Raw genomic sequence first — 18,609 nt, 5'->3', positions numbered from 1 at the left:
CATCACACCTGCCCCACTTCCTCGACCAGGGCGGGGGGCAGGTGGAGGTACTCGGTCGCGCGACGCTTCTGCTCGATGTCCCGGTAGACCCGGTCGACCTGCTCGGGTGTCAACCCGGCGGCCGCAGCCACCTGCTCCCTCGGCACCTCGTTGTTCTTGCCGTAGAGGCACAGATCCATCCGGTCGTGCGGCAGGGAGAAGTAGAACTCCTCCTGCGACTGGGGCAGGGAGTAGGTGTCGGTGGTCGAGGGGCGGCTGCGGATCTCCTCCGGGACGCCCAGGTGCTCGGCGAGTGCGTAGACCTGGCACTTGTAGAGGTGGGCGATGGGTTTGACGTCCGCAGCACCGTCGCCGAGCTTGACGAAGAATCCCTGGTCGAACTCGAGTCGGTTGGGGGTGCCCGCGACCACGTAGTTCAGTCGGTCTGCGTGGTAGTACTCCAGCGCCTTGCGTGCCCGCTGCTTGAAGTTGGTCGCGGCAACGATCCCGAGGTAGGCCTCCGACGTCAGGCGGTAGGTCTGCTGCCCGCCGTCCGGATCCATCACGACGATCGAGTAGAGCCGGTAGCTGTCGGTGTCGATGACCGACGGCAGCACGATCTTCGAGCGGTACCCGGGCCCATACTCGGGACAGACGATGCGGATGGCCTGGTCCCTGCGCTCGTACGCGCCGAAGGCCTCGAGGATCGCAGTGATGTCCTCCACCGACGAGGCGATGCCCAGCGCGTCCGAGAGGCCGGTGCTGACCGACAGGGTCTGCGCCGAGGACTCCTTCTCCGGCATGTGGATGCCGAAGACCCGCTCGGGCCCGAGTGCGTCGACGGCCAGCGCCGCGACCACGCTCGAGTCGATCCCGCCGGAGAGGGCCACCACCACCCCCTTGCGGCGGGTGCGTGCGAGGTACTCCCGGATGTGCTCCCCGATCCGCTGGGCCTCTGCGGGCAGGTCGATCTGCAGCGTGTGCGGTCCGAATGTCGATGCCATGTCCATTTCCCTAACTGTGAGCTGCTCGATCGATCAGTGTCATCGGCTCGGCCGGTGGTCGGTCGGCCGGCGATGAGCCGTCACCGGCGATGAACTGGTGGTGGATGAGCTGTGTCGACAGCACCGCGAGAACTCTCATGTTGTCGGTGTTGCTCATCCGGACCCCGCCCGTGCGCCGGACCTTCGCCATGAGTGCTGCGACCACACCCGACTCGAAGATCCCTGCCGCAGCCACCGCATCGGGCGCGGTCACCTCATCCACCCAGGGGCTGCTGCCGTCGACGAAGAACGACGCGGCGTCCGGTGACCGGTACGGCTGCTTGGGCCGGGTGAGGATCTCGTCGGGAAGCAGGTCGGCGAATGCCTTCTTGAGGATGTGCTTCTCGTCCAGGCCGAGCAGCTTGTGGCGACTCGGTAGGCGATTTGCGAGGTCCACCACGTCCTTGTCGAGGAACGGGAACCGTCCCTCGACGGAGTTGGCCATGAGCATGCGGTCGCCTTGCGAGGCAAGGATGTACCCGGGGAGCAGCGTCGTCATCTCCAGCCACTGGGCGCGACTGAGCGGGTCCCAGGCCTCGTGCGCGCTCGGCATCGTCCCCGTCAGGGCAGTGGCCACGTCGGTGGCCCAGTCCGGGTGCGGCGCGGTCATGCCCAGCAGCGCCGACGTGGAGTCCCACCGTGGTCGATGCGAGAACGCCGGGTCGGTGACATCGAGACCGCGGCCGAAGAACTCGCGCGCGAAGGCGGGTGCCCGACCCGGGGACCGGGCCATCCACGGGTACAGCAGGTCGAGCGCCTTGGCGCGCAGCGCCGAGTCGGGGTCCCGCGCGATGAACTCGCGCAGACGTGCCTCGCGGAAGACGTCGTAGCCGGCGAGCACCTCGTCGGCGCCCTCACCGGTGACCACGACCCGGTAGCCGTGCTCCCGGGCCAGCCGGGACAGCAGGAGCATCGGCGCGGGGGCCGCGCGCAGGATCGGTGTCTCCGCGTGCCGCACGGCCTCGGGGAAGATCCTGCCGATGTCCCGCGCGTCGACCGTGATCTGGTGGTGCTCGGTGCCCAGACGTCGCGCCATCGCGAGCTGGAAGCTGCCTTCGTCGAAGTCCGCGTCGGCGAACCGCAGGGAGAAGGTCTGCAGGGGTACGTCGGTGTACCGCGTGATGACAGCCGCGGTGACGGCGGAGTCGATGCCGCCGGACAGGTAGGCCCCGACCGGCACATCGCTGCGCAGGAACCGCAACCGCACCGCCTCGATCAGACGATCGCGCAGGTCACCGGCGTTGCGCGCCAGGTCCTGGCTCTCCTCGGCCCCGCGGTGTGGGAACTGCGGTTGCCAGAAGGGGAGGATGCGCTCCGTCCGCTCGGTGATGATGGCCACGTGTCCGGGCGGCAGCTGCTCGACCCCGGCGAAGACGGTGCGGGGTGCGACGGCACTCCAGAAGGTCATCGTCTCGGCAAGACCCACACGGTCGAACGTCCTCGGGATCCTCGGATCGGCGAAGATCGCCTTGACCTCCGATGCGAAGACGAGGCGGCCACCGTGCCGGGTCAGGTAGAGCGGCCGGACCCCCAAGCGGTCCCGGGAGAGGATCAGACGCTGGTTGCGCCGCTCCCAGATCGCCAGGGCCCACTGACCGTTGAATCGGGAGAAGCACCCCTCCTGCCACTGCTGCCAGGCATGGAGGATGACCTCCGTGTCGCTGTCGGTACGGAACCGGTGGCCGAGGGTCGCAAGCTCCTCGCGCAGCTCGAGGTAGTTGAAGATCTCCCCGTTGAAGGTGATCCACAACGACTCGTCATCGACGGACATGGGTTGCTGACCGCCGGCCACGTCGATGATCGCCAGCCGCACGTGGCCCAGCGCCACCCGCTCGTCACGGAAGATGCCGCTGCCATCGGGCCCACGATGGGGCAGTCGCGTGAGCATGCGGGCGACGAGGTCGGTCTCGGGCGGGTAGTCGAAGGACAGGACCCCGGCGATGCCGCACATCAGGCGCGCTCGGCGAGACTGCGCAGCAGCGCGGTGATCGACCTGTGGGTGCCGAGGTGGGCCACCGTGATCGCCTCGTCCGGGAGGATCACCCCGCAACCGTCCTCGATCGCGATGGCCAGCTCCAGGGCAGCATGAGGATCGGCATCGGGCGAGAGTGGAAGTGGCAACTCTGCCAGTACCTGATCCTGATCAGCGGTCATCCGTCAACCCCATCTCCCCTGGAGAGCCCGGTGGCCAAAGCATGGCACAGCATCGCGCGGCCGTCACCGACGCGAGCTGGCATCTCGCTCCCACCGGGGCGCCGGCCCCCACCGTGCGCGAAGTCGGGCTCCGGCAATGATCCCGAGGTAGATCGCCACGTCGACCATCCGTCGCGGATCGCGTCGTATCAGGTCGCGGAGATCGTGCAGATGGTGACGCTGCGCGGCAGTCGTGAGACCGCTGGTGTGGATGGTGGCCACATCACTCTGGGTCCGGTATCTGCGCCGTAGCACCCGGAAGAGGTCGGCAAGGCGGCGAGGTGTGCGGACGACCAGCGGGTCGGTGTCGACGATTTCGATCTCCGGCGGGGCGAACAACCTGTCGATGAAGAGGTCGTCGGCGATAATTTCGGGGAACGCGTCGAAACGCGACCGACCCTCAACAGAGAGTGCGTAGCAGCCGGCGCCCCAGAGTGGCCCGGAGATCGATGGCAGCTGTGACCGGACGCCGTACCAGCGGCGGACCACCCAGCTGGCCCCGGTCGTGTCGAACATGTGGGGTGGGCGTCCGGCGACCACACCGCCTGTGAGCGCGCGCATCGTCTCCACGGCTGCCTTGCCGGTCATGGTGATGTCGGCGTCCAAGTATATGCGCGGTCCCGCCACGGCTAGGCGGTCGCCTTCCCGCAGTGCCGCGGTCTTCGACGGTTGGGGCAGCTCCAGCACCCGTACCCCCGGGAAGCCGCGAGCCACGTCCGCAGTTCGGTCCCGGCAACCGTTGCAGACCACGATGACGTCGAGCCGTCCTTGCCGGACGATGTCGGACAGTGGCCGCAGCGTGCGTGCGATAACTGCTTCCTCGTCGTGGGCTGCGATGACGATGCTGCCTTCGGGGGTGCTCATCGAGTGCCGCCAGGCAGTGCCCTGCGCGCGTGCGTGCCGAGCAGCGCTCGCAGCGCCACTCGACTGCGGGACCTGTGACAGCGAAGCAGGTTGTTGAGTGTCACGACCCCCGCGAAGACGGTGGTGATGTAGGGGCCGTGCCATTTGTGGAAATAGCGCACGCGGTTGACCTCCTGCAGTGCATGCAGCGCCTCTGATCTCCCAGAGCCGCCACCGCGGTGGCTGACGAGGGCATCCGGGATGAAGCGGATCGCCGCACCCGTCCGGCGCAGTCGTCGGCAGTAGTCCGTCTCCTCGGAGTAGAGGAAGAAGCGGTCCGCGTCCCACGGACCGACGCGCCGGACGAGGGCGCTTGGCACCAGGAGTGCAGCTCCCGTGGCCCAGTCGACGATACCCGGGGAGGCGTAGGCCGGGGATCGAGTGATCACCTCTCCCAGGGCCGGCGGGCGTCCTGGCCATCGTCCGCCCAGCAGCGCATCGCCGAGCGCGCCGAGGACGCTCGGCTCCCGCCGCAGGGAGTACTGCAGGAGCCCGGCGTCGTCCACGAGAGTGGGCACGACAGCGTCCCGGCCGCCGGAGGCCGCCGCCATCAAGGCGATTGCGCCGGGTCCGAGGCGGAGGTCGGGGTTGAGGAAGACGACCCACCGTGAGGGTGGCGCATCGGCCAGTCCGCGGTTGATCCCGCCCGCATAGCCCAGGTTGGCGCCGGACTCCACGAGGTCGGTGCCCGGGTGTGCGGCGACGATGTGCCTCAAGTCCTCGGCAGGGTCGTTGTTGACCACGAGGGTGCACCAAGAGAGATCGCCCATGGCGGCCGGAACCGTGGACAGCAGGCTCGTGATGTCGTTGGCGCTTTTGTAGGAGACGACGATCAGCAGGCAGTCGATCATGATCGGGTCCTCGTTCGGCGCGTACCTCAGGCGCACTGCATCCACAGCGCATCCGTCGGCTCGTGACAAAGAAACTCGCGCCCGAGGTCCATCCGCATCGACCCCATCATCGGTCGGACCTTCCACACGTCGTTGTGGGTCAGGAGCGCGCGCAGGAGATGCGCCTCCGTCGAGTCGCGTCCCTCACGCAGCCATCGCTCGGGATACTTGAACGGACAGTGGACGTTGTGAACGTGGACGATGACGCCTGGAGCGAGCACGGGCAGGACGTGCAGGTAGAGCCAGACCACCTCGGAGCCGTGCTTGAGCACGTGGGAGGAGTCGATGAACAGAACGTCCCTGGCCTCGAGCTGGGTGAATGACTCCAGCGGTACGTCTTGAGCATTTGCCTTGATGATGGCCATGTCGTCACCGGGCCTCAGCCGATACCGCAGCCGCTGCCTGTTGGACTCGACGCACGTGATCCGCAGCCCCGGCAGGTGCCTCGCGGCGGCGTCGAGGGTGACCGCTGTCGAGTAGCCTGACCCGATCTCCAGCGCGCGCGTCGGTCGATGGTGGCGCACCATGCCACGCAGCACCGCGGCGTCGGCGCGACCGTACATCCCGTTGCGCGGCTGCCACCGGTCCTCAGGCAGCTCGACAATGAGGGTGGCGAGACCGAGCATCGTCCGCTCCTGACCACTCTCTTTCGGCTCGACCCCGGCGGGCGCCGACCGTCGCCAACAGACGGCGCGCTCACGATCGGGCACCGCCGTCGCCGGAGGGTAGTGCCCGGGCGGCGCGTACGCGGGAGAGCGCAGCGACGCCGCGATCCCTCTCGCTGTGCGGATGGCGCGCAAGCGGATCCCCTCCATGAATGGATTCTGGCGTACACGTCGCCCCTTGGCTAGGCGAAGAAGGTCGCGTGCCCCACCGCGAGGGACACCAGGGTGAAGATACGGTCGTCCTCGTTGAGTCGGCCGCTCTCGTGCCGCTCGAGCAGTGAGGTGATGGCAGCACGGTGGACGTGATGGCGAGGAACGAGTGGGGGTCGGTGAGGCGGTCGCTAACGAAGTCGCGCAGGGCGCCTCGAACCACCTATCGAGCGGGACCCCGAAGCCCACCTTCCTGCGTCGGGCAGGAGCGTGCGGTCTCCTTCAGGGCCAACGGGTGGTTGTGCGATGGACTTGGTGCTGGGAGGGGAGCCGGATGGCCAATTCGACGAGTCGATGATCCAGCAGCGGCGGCCGCCGTTCGAGCGACGCGGCCATCGACATGCGGTCGCTCCGCTCGAGCAGGTTGTCGGGAGCCAAGACGACAGGTCTTCCACGAGCACGTCGCGAAGGGGGTCGCCCCGTTGCTCGCTGTTGGGACAGATGGCGCGCGTTGCGGCACCCACCGCCAGCAGTCGATGGTCGCTCGTACGTCGTGAAGGGCGAGAACCACGAACGACGCTGCTCCGCGGCCGTGTTCTCCCCAAGGGACTCGGAGCGCGATCCGGTGGTACGCCAAGAACTGCGGAAGGTGGCTTTCCACCGTCCCGGCGGCACCGGCGCGGCAGCCCCGCAGCGATGGCCAAGAGGTTCGTGTCGAGGGTGCCGCAGGGTGCTTCGGGCATCCGACGACGAACTCATCACCGCCCCCCTCGATAACACGACTGTGACCAGCTCGCGGGCCGCCTCGGCCAAGCGGGGCCCCGCGCCGTCGGCAGGCTCCGAGACGGGACCGTCGCGGTGCCAGGTCAGCTTGGACCACCTCTGCACAAAGCCTGCGGTCGGACCAAGGTCTCGTGGTGGTGCGAACCGATGTGCTGGCTGATCCGCCTGGCCCAGGCAGCTCCTCACGGGTCGCTCCTCACCGGCCGTCTACCCGGACCGCTGACGATGAACATCGCGCCCGGGATCCTCGCTGTCACGCATGCTCCCAACGGCACGGACCCTCAGGTGCGCGGCCCCCGCACCGGTCGGGCCGCACGGAGCCGCTGACGCAGGTTTGCCGTCAGCGGGGTCGTCACGAAGCTGTCCCCCGGGGCGGCGGGCTGCAGCGGACGCCTGACGGTGGTGCCGTCGAGACGCAATAGGGCGCCGATGGCGCCGATCAGGATGGCGGTCACGCCGACGAAGGTGGCGAACGAGAACGAGTCGAAGGTGGCGCTGGCCATCACCGCGGTCGGCATGGTCACGGCGAGGGTTTGGCCGAGATGTCGTGTCTCCTGGTCACGCCCGCGGAGCCTGACGCTGCGAGCGACCACATACGGAATCATGAAGAGGGACAGGAAGGCCATGACCCCGACGATGCCGCCGGCGATGAGGAATACGTAGATCTGGTTGTCGAGGAGCAGGAATTCCTCCGGCGTTACCATTCCCGCGCCCCAGCCGAGCACCGGCCGCTGCTCCCACAGCTCCACGACGGTCGCCGTGCGTTCGATTCGGGCGGTCACGCTGGGGTCGTTCTCGGCGTTGGTGAACAGGGCCCTGATGGTGCCGAGGACCCCGCGGTTGAGCACGTGGAAGACGGCGACGGCCATGACCGCGATCACCATCGCGTTGTAGCGCTGTCGCCACGGCCAGACGACCGCAATGAGTGTCATCGCCACCGCGACTGCCAACATCGCCGACCTCGAGATCGACAGCGGGATGCCCACCGCCACGAGCCCGACGGCGCACCACCGCACCCATCGTGTGTGGCCCGGCGGTGAGAACAGGGCATAGTGCAGGGCCACGGGCAGGACGAGAGCGAGTACGACGCCGAACTCGATGTAGTGATTGGCAGTCCCCGCGACGCGAGGCACGGCGCCATTACCGCGACTGGACACTCCGATCAAGTCGGAGTTGAGGCTCAGCCCCGGGATCCGGATGTACTGCGTCAGATCGACGACACCGAAGAACTGCAGCGCCCCGACCACCGACATGAGACCGGCGAGAGCGACGACGGCCCGCAGCAGACGATCGAGCTCCTCACGCGTCGAGATGCCGTCGGCCGTGGCCAGGCAGACCCCGACGAATCCGATCGTGGCGATGAGCCAGCGGTCGGCCGAGCTCGCCTGGGCTGATGACGGGAGGCGATCGAAGCCCACGACGTTGCCCACCAGCTGTGCCAGGAGGAACAGGCCGACGGCCCAACGGATGGGCTGCCGGCTCCTCGGCAGGTTGTTGGTGAAGATCGCCGATACCAACCAGAGGAAGGCGAGCAGGACCCCCACGGCCACGGAAGGCCGCCCGGCCGCGCCCATGCCCCCGATCACGAGCCGGGCAGGGACCAGGAACTGCAACGCCAGGAAGACCATCAGCAGCCCGAGGGTGGTGACAACCCTGCCGTGGACGAGCACGGGCCTCCAGCCCTGGCGCGCGCGCCTCCAGCCGGGTGGTGCACGCAGCAGCAGGGGTTGCCATGCTCCCGCGTCGGGACGAGTGGGGTGGTCGGACACGGTGACTCACCACGTCGTGGTCATGGGTGGCCGTCGCTGGAGTTGCCGACCTGGACGGGGTCGGTACGGGACCCCTGCACGGGTGTCGCGGGCGGTGTGTCGTCGGCCGCGCTGGTGAGGATCGACGCGGTCTCCTGTTCGTCCGGCCCGGACTCCGTGCGCCCCCGCGAGCCGTCGCGTGGGTCGGTGGTCGCCTCGTCCCCGGAGTCGGGACTATTGGGCACTGCGTCGACGTCATCCTTGCCGGTGGTGGCGCGCCTGCGCGGGTGGCGCTTCCAGTGTTTGAGCAGCCCCACGATGTCGTCGAAGAGGATGGCTGCGAGCAGCGACAGCGCAGCACCGAGGACGCCGACGATCGCCATGTTGCGCAACTTGCCTTCGGCCACCACCTCTGCGACGTGCGGTGGCTGCAGCACCTGCATCTCGAGTCGGTCGCCGGGGGGGATGTCTGCGGCGGTCTGCCGCTCGGCGAGTTCCTGACGAGCCAGGTCGACGACCGCGGTCACCGTTGCCAGGCCCTCCGCGCGGGTGTCGCCGAGCGCGACGAAGTCGATGATGGACAGGTCGTCTTCAGCGCGAACCTCGTAGTCACGGACCAGCCCCTCCGCCTCGATGGCCTCGCGCACCTCGGGGGCGTCGAGCACGACGACCAGGACCTCGGCCGTGGCGCTCCTACCTCCGTAGGCACTGGTCTGCTCCTCGGACGAGGCGTCACCGGCGACGAGGATTGCGGTCGCCGAGACCTGGTGCTGCGTCGGGGTTGCCGCGCCGACCTGCAGGGCGGCCAGGAGCGTCAGCGCGAGCAGGGGCAGGAACACGTACCAGCGGCGCACGACCGCCACCGTGATGCGCCATACGTCCATTCATGCCTCCCCGCGTGTGCCAGTAGCGCGTCCGACGAGGACGTAACCCCCATGACACCGTCAATTGGACCATACTAGCGAGGGTGACGGGACTCCGTTTGGTGCTTGCCGGCGCAGCGATCGGGAACGGCAATCGAGGTGTCGAGGCGCTGGCTCGCTCCGTCATGGACGGCGTGGACCGTCATGAGCACCGTGCCGTCATGACCCTCCTGGACGATGGTTGGGGTGTGCGCTCGGATTCGGATCTCGGGTACGAGCACCTCGACCTCGAGTACCTCGGTGTGCGCTGGTCCCGGCGCTGGCACCGGCAGGAGAGCTGGGCCCGGATCCGTCTGGCGCAGGCTCTGGGGTCGCACCACAACCGTGCGGCTGCGCGGATCGCGGATGCCGATGCCGTCCTCGACCTCAGTGGCGGCGACAGCTTCACCGATCTCTACGGCCCCGCGCGACTCGCTGCCGTCTCGGCGCCGAAGAGGGCTGCGATCAGGGCGGATCGACCCCTCGTGCTCCTGCCCCAGACCTACGGTCCCTTCACCACGCGCTCGGGCCGTGCCGCGGCGGAACGCATCATCCGGTCGGCCTCCTTGGCCTATGCTCGCGACGCCCGGAGCCACGAGCAGCTCCTCGCGCTCGCCGGCCCGGACGCCGACCGTCCGCGACTGCGGCAGGGGGTGGACGTCGCCTTCGCCCTGGTGCCGCGACGGCCGGAGGCGCAGGTGGCGGACCGGGTGGAGGAGTGGGCTCTCGACCTCACCGTGGGCGTGAACGTCAGCGGGCTCCTGCGCGAGGACGCCGCTCACGCGCAGTTCGGGCTCGCGGGTGACTACATCGCGACCATGACCGCTGCCGTTCGTGGTCTGCTCTCGGCCGGTGCGCGTGTGCTCTTCGTCCCGCACGTGCACGACCCGGGCGGTGTGGGCGAGAGCGATGTGGCGGCCATCGCCCGCGTACGCGAGCGCCTCACCGCAGCGGAGAGAGACCGGGTGATGGTGCTGCCCCCGCACCTGGACGCCGCTGAGATCAAGTGGGCGGTGACCCAGCTCGACTGGTTCGTCGGCAGCCGCATGCACGCCACGATCGCTGCGCTCTCCACCTGCACGCCGGCTGCGGCTTATGCCTACAGCGACAAGACGTTGGGCGTCTTCGAGACGTGTGGCGCGGGGAGCCAGGTCGTGGACGCTCGACGCAGTCACGGCGTCGAGGCCGTCGAGGCCATCCTCGCCTCGTTCCACGACCGCCAGTCGATCCGCGCCCAGCTGACTGCCCGGGTACCCACCACCGTCGAGCAATCACGCGATCAGCTGAGCAGCATGCTCGAGAGCGTCTTGCAGTGGCGCGACGGCGCCGCCCGCGTGGGGTCGATCGCGTGACGGCCGCACCGTCCGCGATGGACCCGTCAGGGTGGTCGGGAGTGACCGTCGCGGCCCCCACATGGAAGGAGATCGGCTGATGGCCCCCCGTGCCGACATCATCATGATCACCTACCGCAGTGCCGGCTACCTGCACCTGAGTCTGCCCCGTCTGCTGGAGACGCTGGGCGACGGTGATCGGGTGTGGCTGTGGCACAACGGGGACGACGAGGCCACCATCGAGGCGCTGCGACCCTTTCGGCAGGACAGCCGGGTCCACCGGTACCACCACAGTCGGGAGAACGTGAAGCTGCGCGAGCCGACGTCATGGCTCTGGCGGGAGTCCACGGCACGCTTCGTCTCCAAGGTCGACGACGACTGCCTCGTCAGCCACGGCTGGCTCGACACCTTCACGGCGGCCCACGACGCGAACCCGGAGTTCGGCATCATCGGTAGCTGGCGACATCCGCCGGAGGACTTCCGCGCGGAGCTGGCCAAGCGCAAGATCCAGACCTTTGCCGAAGGACACCAGCTCATGCGCAATCTCTGGGTCCAGGGAAGTGGCTACCTCATGCCGCGGACACTGGTGGATCGCAACGGGCTGATCGGCGTCAAGGAGTCCTTCACCGACTACTGCCTGCGAGCTGCTCGCGGTGGAGCGGTCAACGGGTTCTACTACCCCTTCGTGCCGGAGGATCACATGGACGACCCGCGATCGCCGCACACCCTGATCCACACCGATGACGACTTCGCCGACCGGATGCCCCTGTCGGCCCAGGTCAACGGCGTGACGACCGTCGCCGAGTGGACCGAGCAACTGCGGCAGAGCGCTTTCGTCCTGCAGTCCGCCTCCCTCGACCCCCGTGCGTACTCCGGCTGGCGGGCCAAGCGACGCTCGATCCGCCGCCGGCTGACCCGCCTGGCCGGCCGGCCCGCACGCTGGTGACGGCCGATCACCGGTAGTGCGCGGCTCGGGTCCCGCGCAGGAGCCGTGCCCGCGGGCGGAGCGAGCGATCACGCCGGCCTGTCAGCGACGGTGGCGCTCGTCCGCGGCGACGCTGTCGCAGAACCGGTTGATGTAGTGGATGAAGCTCGCCACGTCCTCGTCGGGCCAGTCCGCGAGCAGCTCCTCGAACCACGCCTCCCGGCGGGCGACCAGCTCACCGAGGACGGCCTGCCCCTCGTCGGAGAGCGCGACGAGCTGGGCGCGCCCGTCCTGTGGGTCCGGGACCTTCTCGACGAGGCCGAGCGCGGTCAGGTGGCTGACCTGACGGCTGACGGTGGAGGCGTCGGAGATGTTGCGCTCGGCGATGTCGCCGACCCGGGCCGGGTTGTCGCGCAGCGCGACGAGCACCGCGTGGTGGCTCGGCTCGAGGCCGGGGTGCACGCGGGGAGCCCGGGCGCGGGTGGCGTGCAGCATGCGCAGCATCCGGATGATGCTGACGCTGAGCTGGCCGGCAGACGCGGACACGCGGTGCCTCCTGACGGTTGGTGAGGGGTGCTGCAAGCGCACCGGGGAGGGACACTTCAGGTGCGTTGCCTAGATTAGACGTCATGCCCCCCTCCGCGAGTTCCCCCCGCACCACCTCGCGCCCCGTGGCCCTCTTCGGCGTCCTCACGGTCCTCGTCGTGGTGGCCGCCACCGCGTTCGGTGGGGGAGCGGCACCCCTTCAGCTCGGTGACCCCGGCCCCTTCGTGCGCTGGTCCCTTCCCACCCTGCGCGCCATCCACGACGGCGCGGCCGCGGTGACCATCGGCGCGCTCGTCCTCGCGGCGTTCATCGTCCCGGAGACCACCCGCACCGCCCGTCGGCGAACGCTGGCCCAACTGGCCGGGGGAGCGGCGATCGTCTGGTTCCTCGCGGGGGTCGGGGGACTGCTCACCAACTTCGCGTCGCTGGCCGGCATCCGGTTGACCGACCCGGGCTATCTGACGCAGCTGGCCGCCTTCATCTGGGAGCTCGACGCCACCCGCACCGCCACCATCTCCTCGATCATCGTCGCGGTCGTGGCGCTGAGTGCGCCGCTCGCGGAGTCGAAGGCCGCCCTCGGCTGGCTGTCCGCCGCCAGCCTGCTCGCGCTCCTTCCGCTGGCCCTGTCCGGCCACTCCGCAGCGAGCCTGGACCACATGGGCGGGGTCAACGCCCTCGCGTTCCACCTCCTCACGGCGACAGTGTGGGTCGGTGGCCTCATCGCCCTCGTGGTCATCCGCCCGTCGCTGGGTTCGCACCTGCAGGTGACCGTGCGGCGCTACTCGGTGGTGGCCGGCTGGTGCTTCGTCCTGCTCGTGGGCTCGGGCCTGCTCGCCGCGTGGATCAACATGGGGGCGCTGTCCGGTCTGGCCTCCCGCTACGGCGTCCTGCTCATCCTCAAGACGATCGCCGCGGTCCTCCTCGGCGTCGCCGGCTGGTGGCACCGTCACCGCGCCATCGCCGCCCTCGGCGACCTGACGAAGGGGGGCACCGCCTTCACCCGTCTCGCCCTCGGTGAGGTCGCGGTGATGGCCGTGGCCTTCGGCCTGGGCGCCGCGGTCGGCCGGACCCCGACCCCGCCGACCGCCGAGGAGCGCCCCGAGACCTCGATCGTCTACGACCTCTCCGGCTACCTCGACCCGGGCCCGCCGGACTCCACGAGCTGGATCACCGCGTGGCAGACCGACTGGCTGTGGGTGACGGTCGCCGCGATCGCGATCTTCGTCTATGTGCGCTGGGTGTTGCGCCTGCGCGCCCGCGGTGACCACTGGCCGCTCCTGCGCACGATCAGCTGGGTGCTCGGCTGGCTCGTCTTCGTCTACTTCACCTCCGGCGGTCCGGGGGTCTACGGCCGGGTCCTCTTCTCCTGGCACATGGTCGAGCACATGGGTGTGGCGATGATCGCACCGCTGCTGATGGTCCCGGGTGCCCCGATCACCCTGGCGCTGCGCGCGCTGCCGGCGCGCAAGGACAAGACCCTGGGGCCGCGGGAGTTCATCCTCACGGTCGTGCACTCGACGTACCTGCGCGTGCTCGCCAACCCCGCCGTCGCCGCGGCGCTGTTCTTCTTCAGCCTGGCGATCTTCTACCACAGCCCGCTCTTCGAGCTGGCCATGCGCACCCACACCGGGCACGTGCTGATGATGCTGCACTTCGTCATGAGCGGCTATCTCTTCACCTGGGTGCTCATCGGCGTCGACCCCGGCCCGAAGCGCTGGTCGCCCATCGCGCTGCTCGTGGTCCTCTTCGTCACGATCAGTTTCCACGCGTTCTTCGGCGTGCTCATCACCCAGTCCACCGAGCTACTGGCGGCCAACTACTTCGGTCGGTTGGACCTGTCATGGATGACCGATCCGCTCGCCGACCAGCGCACCGGTGGCGCCATCGCCTGGGGCGTCGGCGAGGTGCCGACGATCATCCTCGCGATCGCCGTCACCTGGCAGTGGATGAAGTCGGACGACAAGGAGAGCGCACGCACCGACCGGCGCGCCGACCGCGACGGGGACGCCGAGCTGGCGGCCTACAACGCCCACCTGGCGAGCCTGGCCCGGCGCGACAGCGAGTGAGGCAGGACCGCTGCCCCGTGCCGGATCCCCGGATTGTGGACGTTCGCCGATAGTCTGGACATGACGGTCCAGTAGGGCCGGGACCCGCTCCGCGCGACCCCGCGGAGACCGACACCGGCCGCGCGGCCGGGGAACGGAGTGGCGCATGTACATCGGACTCGGGATCTTCCTCCTGCTCATCGGCCTCGTCATCGTCTTCGCCTACAGCGGCGACATGATGATCGCGGGCCTCGACCTGGCAGCCATCGGCTGGATCGCCATCGTCCTGGGTGTGCTGGCGATCATCCTCAGCTTCGTCGTCGACCGGCGCCGCCGCACGGTCGACCGCTACTGAGCCGACGCACGTCGAAGGGGGACCCCACCACCCGGGGGGGTCCCCCTTCGACTGTCATCTGGTGCCCGTGTGCGGTCATCGCCTCACGGGTCGCCCGTGACCGGTCCTAGCGAACTGGCTCGCCGGTGTCGTGCCAGACGTTGGAGTCCTCCCAGACACTGCCGTCCTGGAGGTTGCCGGCCGCACCGTACCGGTAATCGTCACCGAAGTGGTTGTCCGCGTAACGGGCGCTGTCGGTGTCGCCGCTGCGGCCGCCGTTGATGGTGTAGTTGCCACCATTCATCAGGTTGCCGATGACCAGGAAGTTGCTGATGGGGTCGTCCCCGGACAGCGACCCGATCTGGATGGCGGCGTTCATCGGGTCGTCCTCGGAGGCGACGTAGGCCTGCAGGTTGTTCCCGCGGATCGTGACGTCGTCCCCGCTGCGGATCTGGATCGAGTCGTGGTGACCTCCCTCGAAGCGCTGCAGGTCGTGGATGTAGGAGTCCTCGATGAGCACGTCGTCGGCCTGGATCCGGATGCCGTCCTCGGCGGAGTGGATGTCCGCGTTTCGGACCGTAGCGGTTCCCTGGAGGTAGATGCCGATACCGGTGCCGCCCTCGTTGTCGATCTCGACGTTCTCGATGAGGGTGCCGGTGGAGTCGTTGTTCACCCTGATGGGGTAGAGGCTGGTGCCGGTCTGGACGAGGGTGTTGCGGATGGTCACGTTGTCGGCCTCGACGGTGATCGTCCCATTGACGTGCAGGCCGTCGATGACGGCGCCGTCCTCGGTGACCGTCAGGGCTCCCGACGGCTCCAGCTCGACCCCGGCAGGAACTCCCGTGCTCTCTGCGTTCGGGAAGGCGTTCGTCTCGGGCTCGGGCTCGGGAGTGGGCTCCGGCGTGGGCTCGGGAGTGGGCTCCGGCGTGGGCTCGGGAGTGGGCTCCGGCGTGGGCTCGGGAGTGGGCTCCGGCGTGGGCTCGGGAGTGGGCTCCGGCGTGGGCTCCGGCGTGGGCTCGGGAGTGGGCTCCGGCGTGGGCTCGGGAGTGGGCTCCGGCGTGGGCTCCGGAGTCGGCTCGGGAGTGGGCTCCGGCGTGGGCTCCGTCGGCTCGGGCGTGGGCTCCGGCGTCGGCTCCGGCGTGGGCTTCTGCTCGGGCTCGGGCTTCTCCTCGGGCTTCTGCTCGGGCTCGGGCTTCTCCTCGGGCTTCTGCTCGGGCTCGGGCTTCTCCTCGGGCTCGGGCTTCTGCTCGGGCGTGGGCTTCTGCTCGGGCTCGAACCCGATCTCCGGGGTGGTTCCGGGAGTGGTCTCGGCGGGGGTGCCGATAGCACCGGTGTTTCCGAAGTCATCGAGACTGCGGGGGCCGTAGGGCTGGCAGGCGCTCAGCGTCACGGCAGCCGTCAGCGCGGCAGTGACGGTGAGGGCTCGTCTTCGGCCTCTGCTGTTTCGGATGGCATGTGCTCGGAAAGTCACGTCTTGATCTCCTTGTTCAGGCGCCATCGACTGGAATGGCGTCCGCTTTGTTACTGTCGAATCACGTTCGGGCGCAGGGGTGCTCGCAACCAGTGGCGTGTTGGTTGGGCCGCGTGGTGCAACACCACGACCGGCACGTGACCTCGATGGGCGCCCCCATGCTAGGACAGTTGCAGGCGACCTTCATCTTGAACGCTCACTGCCTCGGTCGACCGTCCCGGACGACGGGCTGAGTGAGCCCCCGCGGCGGAGCGAATTCGCATGGCACGCGGGGCGATTGGGCAACATCGGCAGCGCGTTGGATTGTCCGGAACGCGACACGCGAAGGGCCCCCGTCAACAAGCGGGGGCCCTTCGAGGTGCCTCGGCCGGCCGGGCAGCGCCCGAAATGCCTCAGGATGCCGTGCGCATCAGGGGACGGCTCGATCAGAAGGCGGACTCGGGCACGTCCATGAGGCTGTTGTCGGTCGCCTCGGCGATGGCCCTCTCGGAGGCCAGGCGGGGCAGGACGTTCTTGGCGAAGAAGCTCGCCGCGGCGATCTTGCCGGTGTAGAAGTCCCTGTCCGCCGCGGAGACCTCGCCCTGCAGGGCCTCGGTCGCGACGGCGGCCTGGCGCAGGAGCAGCCAGCCGACGACGAGGTCGCCGGCGCCGAGCAGCAGACGAGAGGTGTTCTGCCCGACCTTGTAGATGTTGGTGATGTCCGAGCCCTCCTGCTTAGGATCGGAGGTCATCAGCGCCTGGAACATCGCACCGAGGATGCCCTGGACGTCCTCGAGGCCCTTGGCCAGCAGCTGGCGCTCGGCCGTGAGGGCACCGTCCTGTGCGTCGACGTCCTGGGCGAACTCCTGGATCTGCATCGCGAGGTGACCCAGCGCCTGGCCGTTGTCACGCACGATCTTGCGGAAGAAGAAGTCCATGCCCTGGATCGCGGTCGTGCCCTCGTAGAGGGTGTCGATCTTCGCGTCGCGGACGTACTGCTCGATCGGGTACTCCTGCAGGAAGCCGGAGCCGCCGAACGTCTGCAGCGACTCGGTGCCCAGCAGCGTCCAGGCGCGCTCGGAGCCCAGGCCCTTGACGATCGGCAGCAGCAGGTCGTTGACCCGGTTGGCCATTGCGGCGGGGCTCTCGTCCGCGATCTCCTCCGAGCTGGTCTCGCGCTGCTGGACATCGACGGTGTCCTGCTGGCTGGAGGTGAAGGCGATGAGCGCGCGCAGGCCCTCCGCGTAGGACTTCTGCAGCATCAGACTGCGGCGCACGTCCGGGTGGTGGGTGATGGTCACGCGCGGGGCGTCCTTGGCGGGCGTGGTCAGATCGGCTCCCTGGACACGCTCCTTGGCGTACTCGAGCGCGTTGAGGTACCCGGTCGAGAGGGTGGCAATGGCCTTGGTGCCGACGAGCATGCGGGCGTTCTCGATGACGCGGAACATCTGTGCGATGCCGTCGTGGACCCCGCCGAAGAGGGTGCCGACGGCGGCGTGCTTCTCGCCGAAGGTCACCTCGCAGGTCGTGGAGACCTTCAGGCCCATCTTGTGCTCGACGTTGGTGACATAGGCCCCGTTGCGCTCACCGAGCTCACCGGTCTCGAGGTCGACGTCGTACTTGGAGACGATGTAGAGGCTCAGACCCTTGGTGCCCGGGCCGGCGCCCTCGGGGCGGGCGAGAACGAAGTGGACGATGTTGTCGCTCATGTCGGACTCGGCCGAGGTGATGAAACGCTTGACGCCCTCGATGTTCCACGTGCCGTCGCCGTTGTCGGTGGCCCTGGTGCGGCCCGCGCCCACGTCGGAGCCGGCGTCGGGCTCGGTGAGGACCATGGTGCAGTGCCAGTGGTTGTCGACGATCCACTTGGCCAGCTTCTTCTGGTCGGGGGTGCCGAGCAGGTAGAGCAGGTTGGCGAAGGAGTAGCTGGCGCCGAACATCCCGATGGCCGGGTTGGCACCGAGGACGAGCTCGTTCATCGCCCAGCGCAGCGACGGGGGAGCGACGGTGCCGTCGAGCTCCTCCGGGAGGTCCAGGGACCAGAAGCCGGAGTCCTTGTAGACCTGGAAGGACTTCTTGAAGGACTCGGGCATGGTGACCGAGTGGGTCTGCGGGTCGAAGACCGGCGGGTTACGGTCGGCGTCGGCAAAGGACTCGGCGAGCTCGTTCTCCGCCAGGCGCGCGTACTCCTTGAGCATCTCGCGCGCGGTGTCGGCGTCCACGGCCTCGTATGGGCCCTGGCCCAGGACCTCACCGCGACCGAAGACCTCGAAGAGGTTGAACTCCAGGTCGCGGAGGTTGCTCTTGTAGTGACCCATGATGGCTCCTGGTCATGTCGATCGAGTGCCGGTGTGGCCGGCTCTGGAGGCGTCGCTAAGCGTTCGCTTACCGACGATCCTTCACATCTTCACCTGTAGACGCTTGCGGGAGCAAGCAAGGGGCTGGTGACGTGACGCACAGTGATGACACACGTCGGTCGAGGGGCGAGTTCGCGCTTCGGGGGGACCTGCTCGCACGGTGGTCGAGGTGAGTTCGCGCCGCGAGCGAGCCTCGAGACCCTGTGCGGGGTGAGAGCGTCGGGGTGGGTTACGATGTCGGCTGCACGTCTGCGGACGCGCGCCGGTGTAGCTCAATGGTAGAGCGCCAGCTTCCCAAGCTGGACACGCGGGTTCGATTCCCGTCACCGGCTCCATTGCATCGCCCATCCATCCCGTCCCCACAA

16 protein-coding genes and 1 tRNA gene are annotated in these 18,609 nt (G+C 68.7%); 5 read left to right on the top strand and 12 right to left on the bottom strand.

Features of this window, described 5'->3' with window-relative positions:
* Positions 1–2: 2 nt before the first annotated feature.
* From nadE to O9K63_RS10015, 9 genes are all read right to left on the bottom strand, one after another.
* Positions 3–983: an NAD(+) synthase gene (nadE, locus tag O9K63_RS10050; RefSeq protein WP_277237525.1), complete on the bottom strand. Its 981-nt coding sequence runs from the start codon at positions 981–983 to the stop codon at positions 3–5.
* Between the two features lie 10 nt (positions 984–993).
* Positions 994–2,973 (bottom strand): asparagine synthase (glutamine-hydrolyzing), encoded by a 1,980-nt coding sequence (gene asnB / locus O9K63_RS10045; protein ID WP_277237523.1) that lies wholly within the window; start codon positions 2,971–2,973, stop codon positions 994–996.
* Positions 2,973–3,176 (bottom strand): hypothetical protein, encoded by a 204-nt coding sequence (locus O9K63_RS10040; RefSeq protein ID WP_277237521.1) that lies wholly within the window; start codon positions 3,174–3,176, stop codon positions 2,973–2,975. The genes asnB and O9K63_RS10040 overlap by 1 nt, the downstream gene beginning before the upstream one ends.
* A gap of 63 nt (positions 3,177–3,239) precedes the next feature.
* The gene (locus O9K63_RS10035; protein WP_277237520.1) at positions 3,240–4,079 is read right to left on the bottom strand and encodes a glycosyltransferase family 2 protein; all 840 of its coding nucleotides are present in this window, start codon (positions 4,077–4,079) and stop codon (positions 3,240–3,242) included.
* Positions 4,076–5,014, bottom strand: coding sequence for a glycosyltransferase family 2 protein (locus O9K63_RS10030; protein ID WP_277237518.1), 939 nt, complete (start codon positions 5,012–5,014; stop codon positions 4,076–4,078). The genes O9K63_RS10035 and O9K63_RS10030 overlap by 4 nt, the downstream gene beginning before the upstream one ends.
* Positions 4,996–5,634, bottom strand: a complete 639-nt coding sequence (locus O9K63_RS10025) for a class I SAM-dependent methyltransferase (protein ID WP_277237517.1) — start codon at positions 5,632–5,634, stop codon at positions 4,996–4,998. Before O9K63_RS10025 ends, O9K63_RS10030 begins: the two co-directional genes overlap by 19 nt.
* A gap of 471 nt (positions 5,635–6,105) precedes the next feature.
* Entirely contained in the window at positions 6,106–6,711 is a 606-nt protein-coding gene (locus tag O9K63_RS16860; protein ID WP_431190390.1) for an asparagine synthase-related protein, read from the bottom strand.
* 176 nt (positions 6,712–6,887) lie between these two features.
* Positions 6,888–8,276, bottom strand: coding sequence for an O-antigen ligase family protein (locus O9K63_RS10020; RefSeq protein WP_277237515.1), 1,389 nt, complete (start codon positions 8,274–8,276; stop codon positions 6,888–6,890).
* A gap of 119 nt (positions 8,277–8,395) precedes the next feature.
* Positions 8,396–9,238 (bottom strand): hypothetical protein, encoded by an 843-nt coding sequence (locus O9K63_RS10015; protein WP_277237513.1) that lies wholly within the window; start codon positions 9,236–9,238, stop codon positions 8,396–8,398.
* Between the two features lie 200 nt (positions 9,239–9,438).
* Here O9K63_RS10015 and O9K63_RS10010 point away from each other — a divergent pair, with 200 nt between their 5' ends.
* Positions 9,439–10,608, top strand: coding sequence for a polysaccharide pyruvyl transferase family protein (locus O9K63_RS10010; protein ID WP_277237511.1), 1,170 nt, complete (start codon positions 9,439–9,441; stop codon positions 10,606–10,608).
* 79 nt (positions 10,609–10,687) lie between these two features.
* Complete coding sequence (locus tag O9K63_RS10005; protein WP_277237509.1) at positions 10,688–11,533, top strand: glycosyltransferase; 846 nt, start codon at positions 10,688–10,690, stop codon at positions 11,531–11,533.
* A gap of 81 nt (positions 11,534–11,614) precedes the next feature.
* Here the strand turns inward: O9K63_RS10005 and O9K63_RS10000 are convergent, their stop codons facing one another.
* A complete protein-coding gene (locus O9K63_RS10000) occupies positions 11,615–12,058 on the bottom strand; it encodes a MarR family winged helix-turn-helix transcriptional regulator (protein ID WP_277237507.1) in 444 nt (147 codons plus the stop codon).
* An 83-nt stretch (positions 12,059–12,141) separates the two neighbouring features.
* Between O9K63_RS10000 and O9K63_RS09995 the strand changes: the two genes are divergently transcribed.
* Together O9K63_RS09995 and O9K63_RS09990 are read left to right on the top strand one after the other, a co-directional pair.
* Positions 12,142–14,124, top strand: coding sequence for a cytochrome c oxidase assembly protein (locus tag O9K63_RS09995; protein WP_277237505.1), 1,983 nt, complete (start codon positions 12,142–12,144; stop codon positions 14,122–14,124).
* Between the two features lie 145 nt (positions 14,125–14,269).
* Entirely contained in the window at positions 14,270–14,458 is a 189-nt protein-coding gene (locus O9K63_RS09990; protein ID WP_277237503.1) for a DUF6458 family protein, read from the top strand.
* Between the two features lie 106 nt (positions 14,459–14,564).
* Here the strand turns inward: O9K63_RS09990 and O9K63_RS09985 are convergent, their stop codons facing one another.
* Entirely contained in the window at positions 14,565–15,827 is a 1,263-nt protein-coding gene (locus tag O9K63_RS09985) for a right-handed parallel beta-helix repeat-containing protein (protein WP_277237502.1), read from the bottom strand.
* 506 nt (positions 15,828–16,333) lie between these two features.
* Positions 16,334–18,205: an acyl-CoA dehydrogenase gene (locus O9K63_RS09980; RefSeq protein WP_277237500.1), complete on the bottom strand. Its 1,872-nt coding sequence runs from the start codon at positions 18,203–18,205 to the stop codon at positions 16,334–16,336.
* Between the two features lie 300 nt (positions 18,206–18,505).
* Between O9K63_RS09980 and O9K63_RS09975 the strand changes: the two genes are divergently transcribed.
* A tRNA-Gly gene (locus tag O9K63_RS09975) sits at positions 18,506–18,579 on the top strand.
* The last annotated feature ends 30 nt before the right edge of the window (positions 18,580–18,609 follow it).

This window comes from Janibacter cremeus (assembly GCF_029395675.1).
Lineage (GTDB): Bacteria > Actinomycetota > Actinomycetes > Actinomycetales > Dermatophilaceae > Janibacter > Janibacter cremeus_A.
This window is presented reverse-complemented; position numbering and strand designations above follow the sequence as displayed.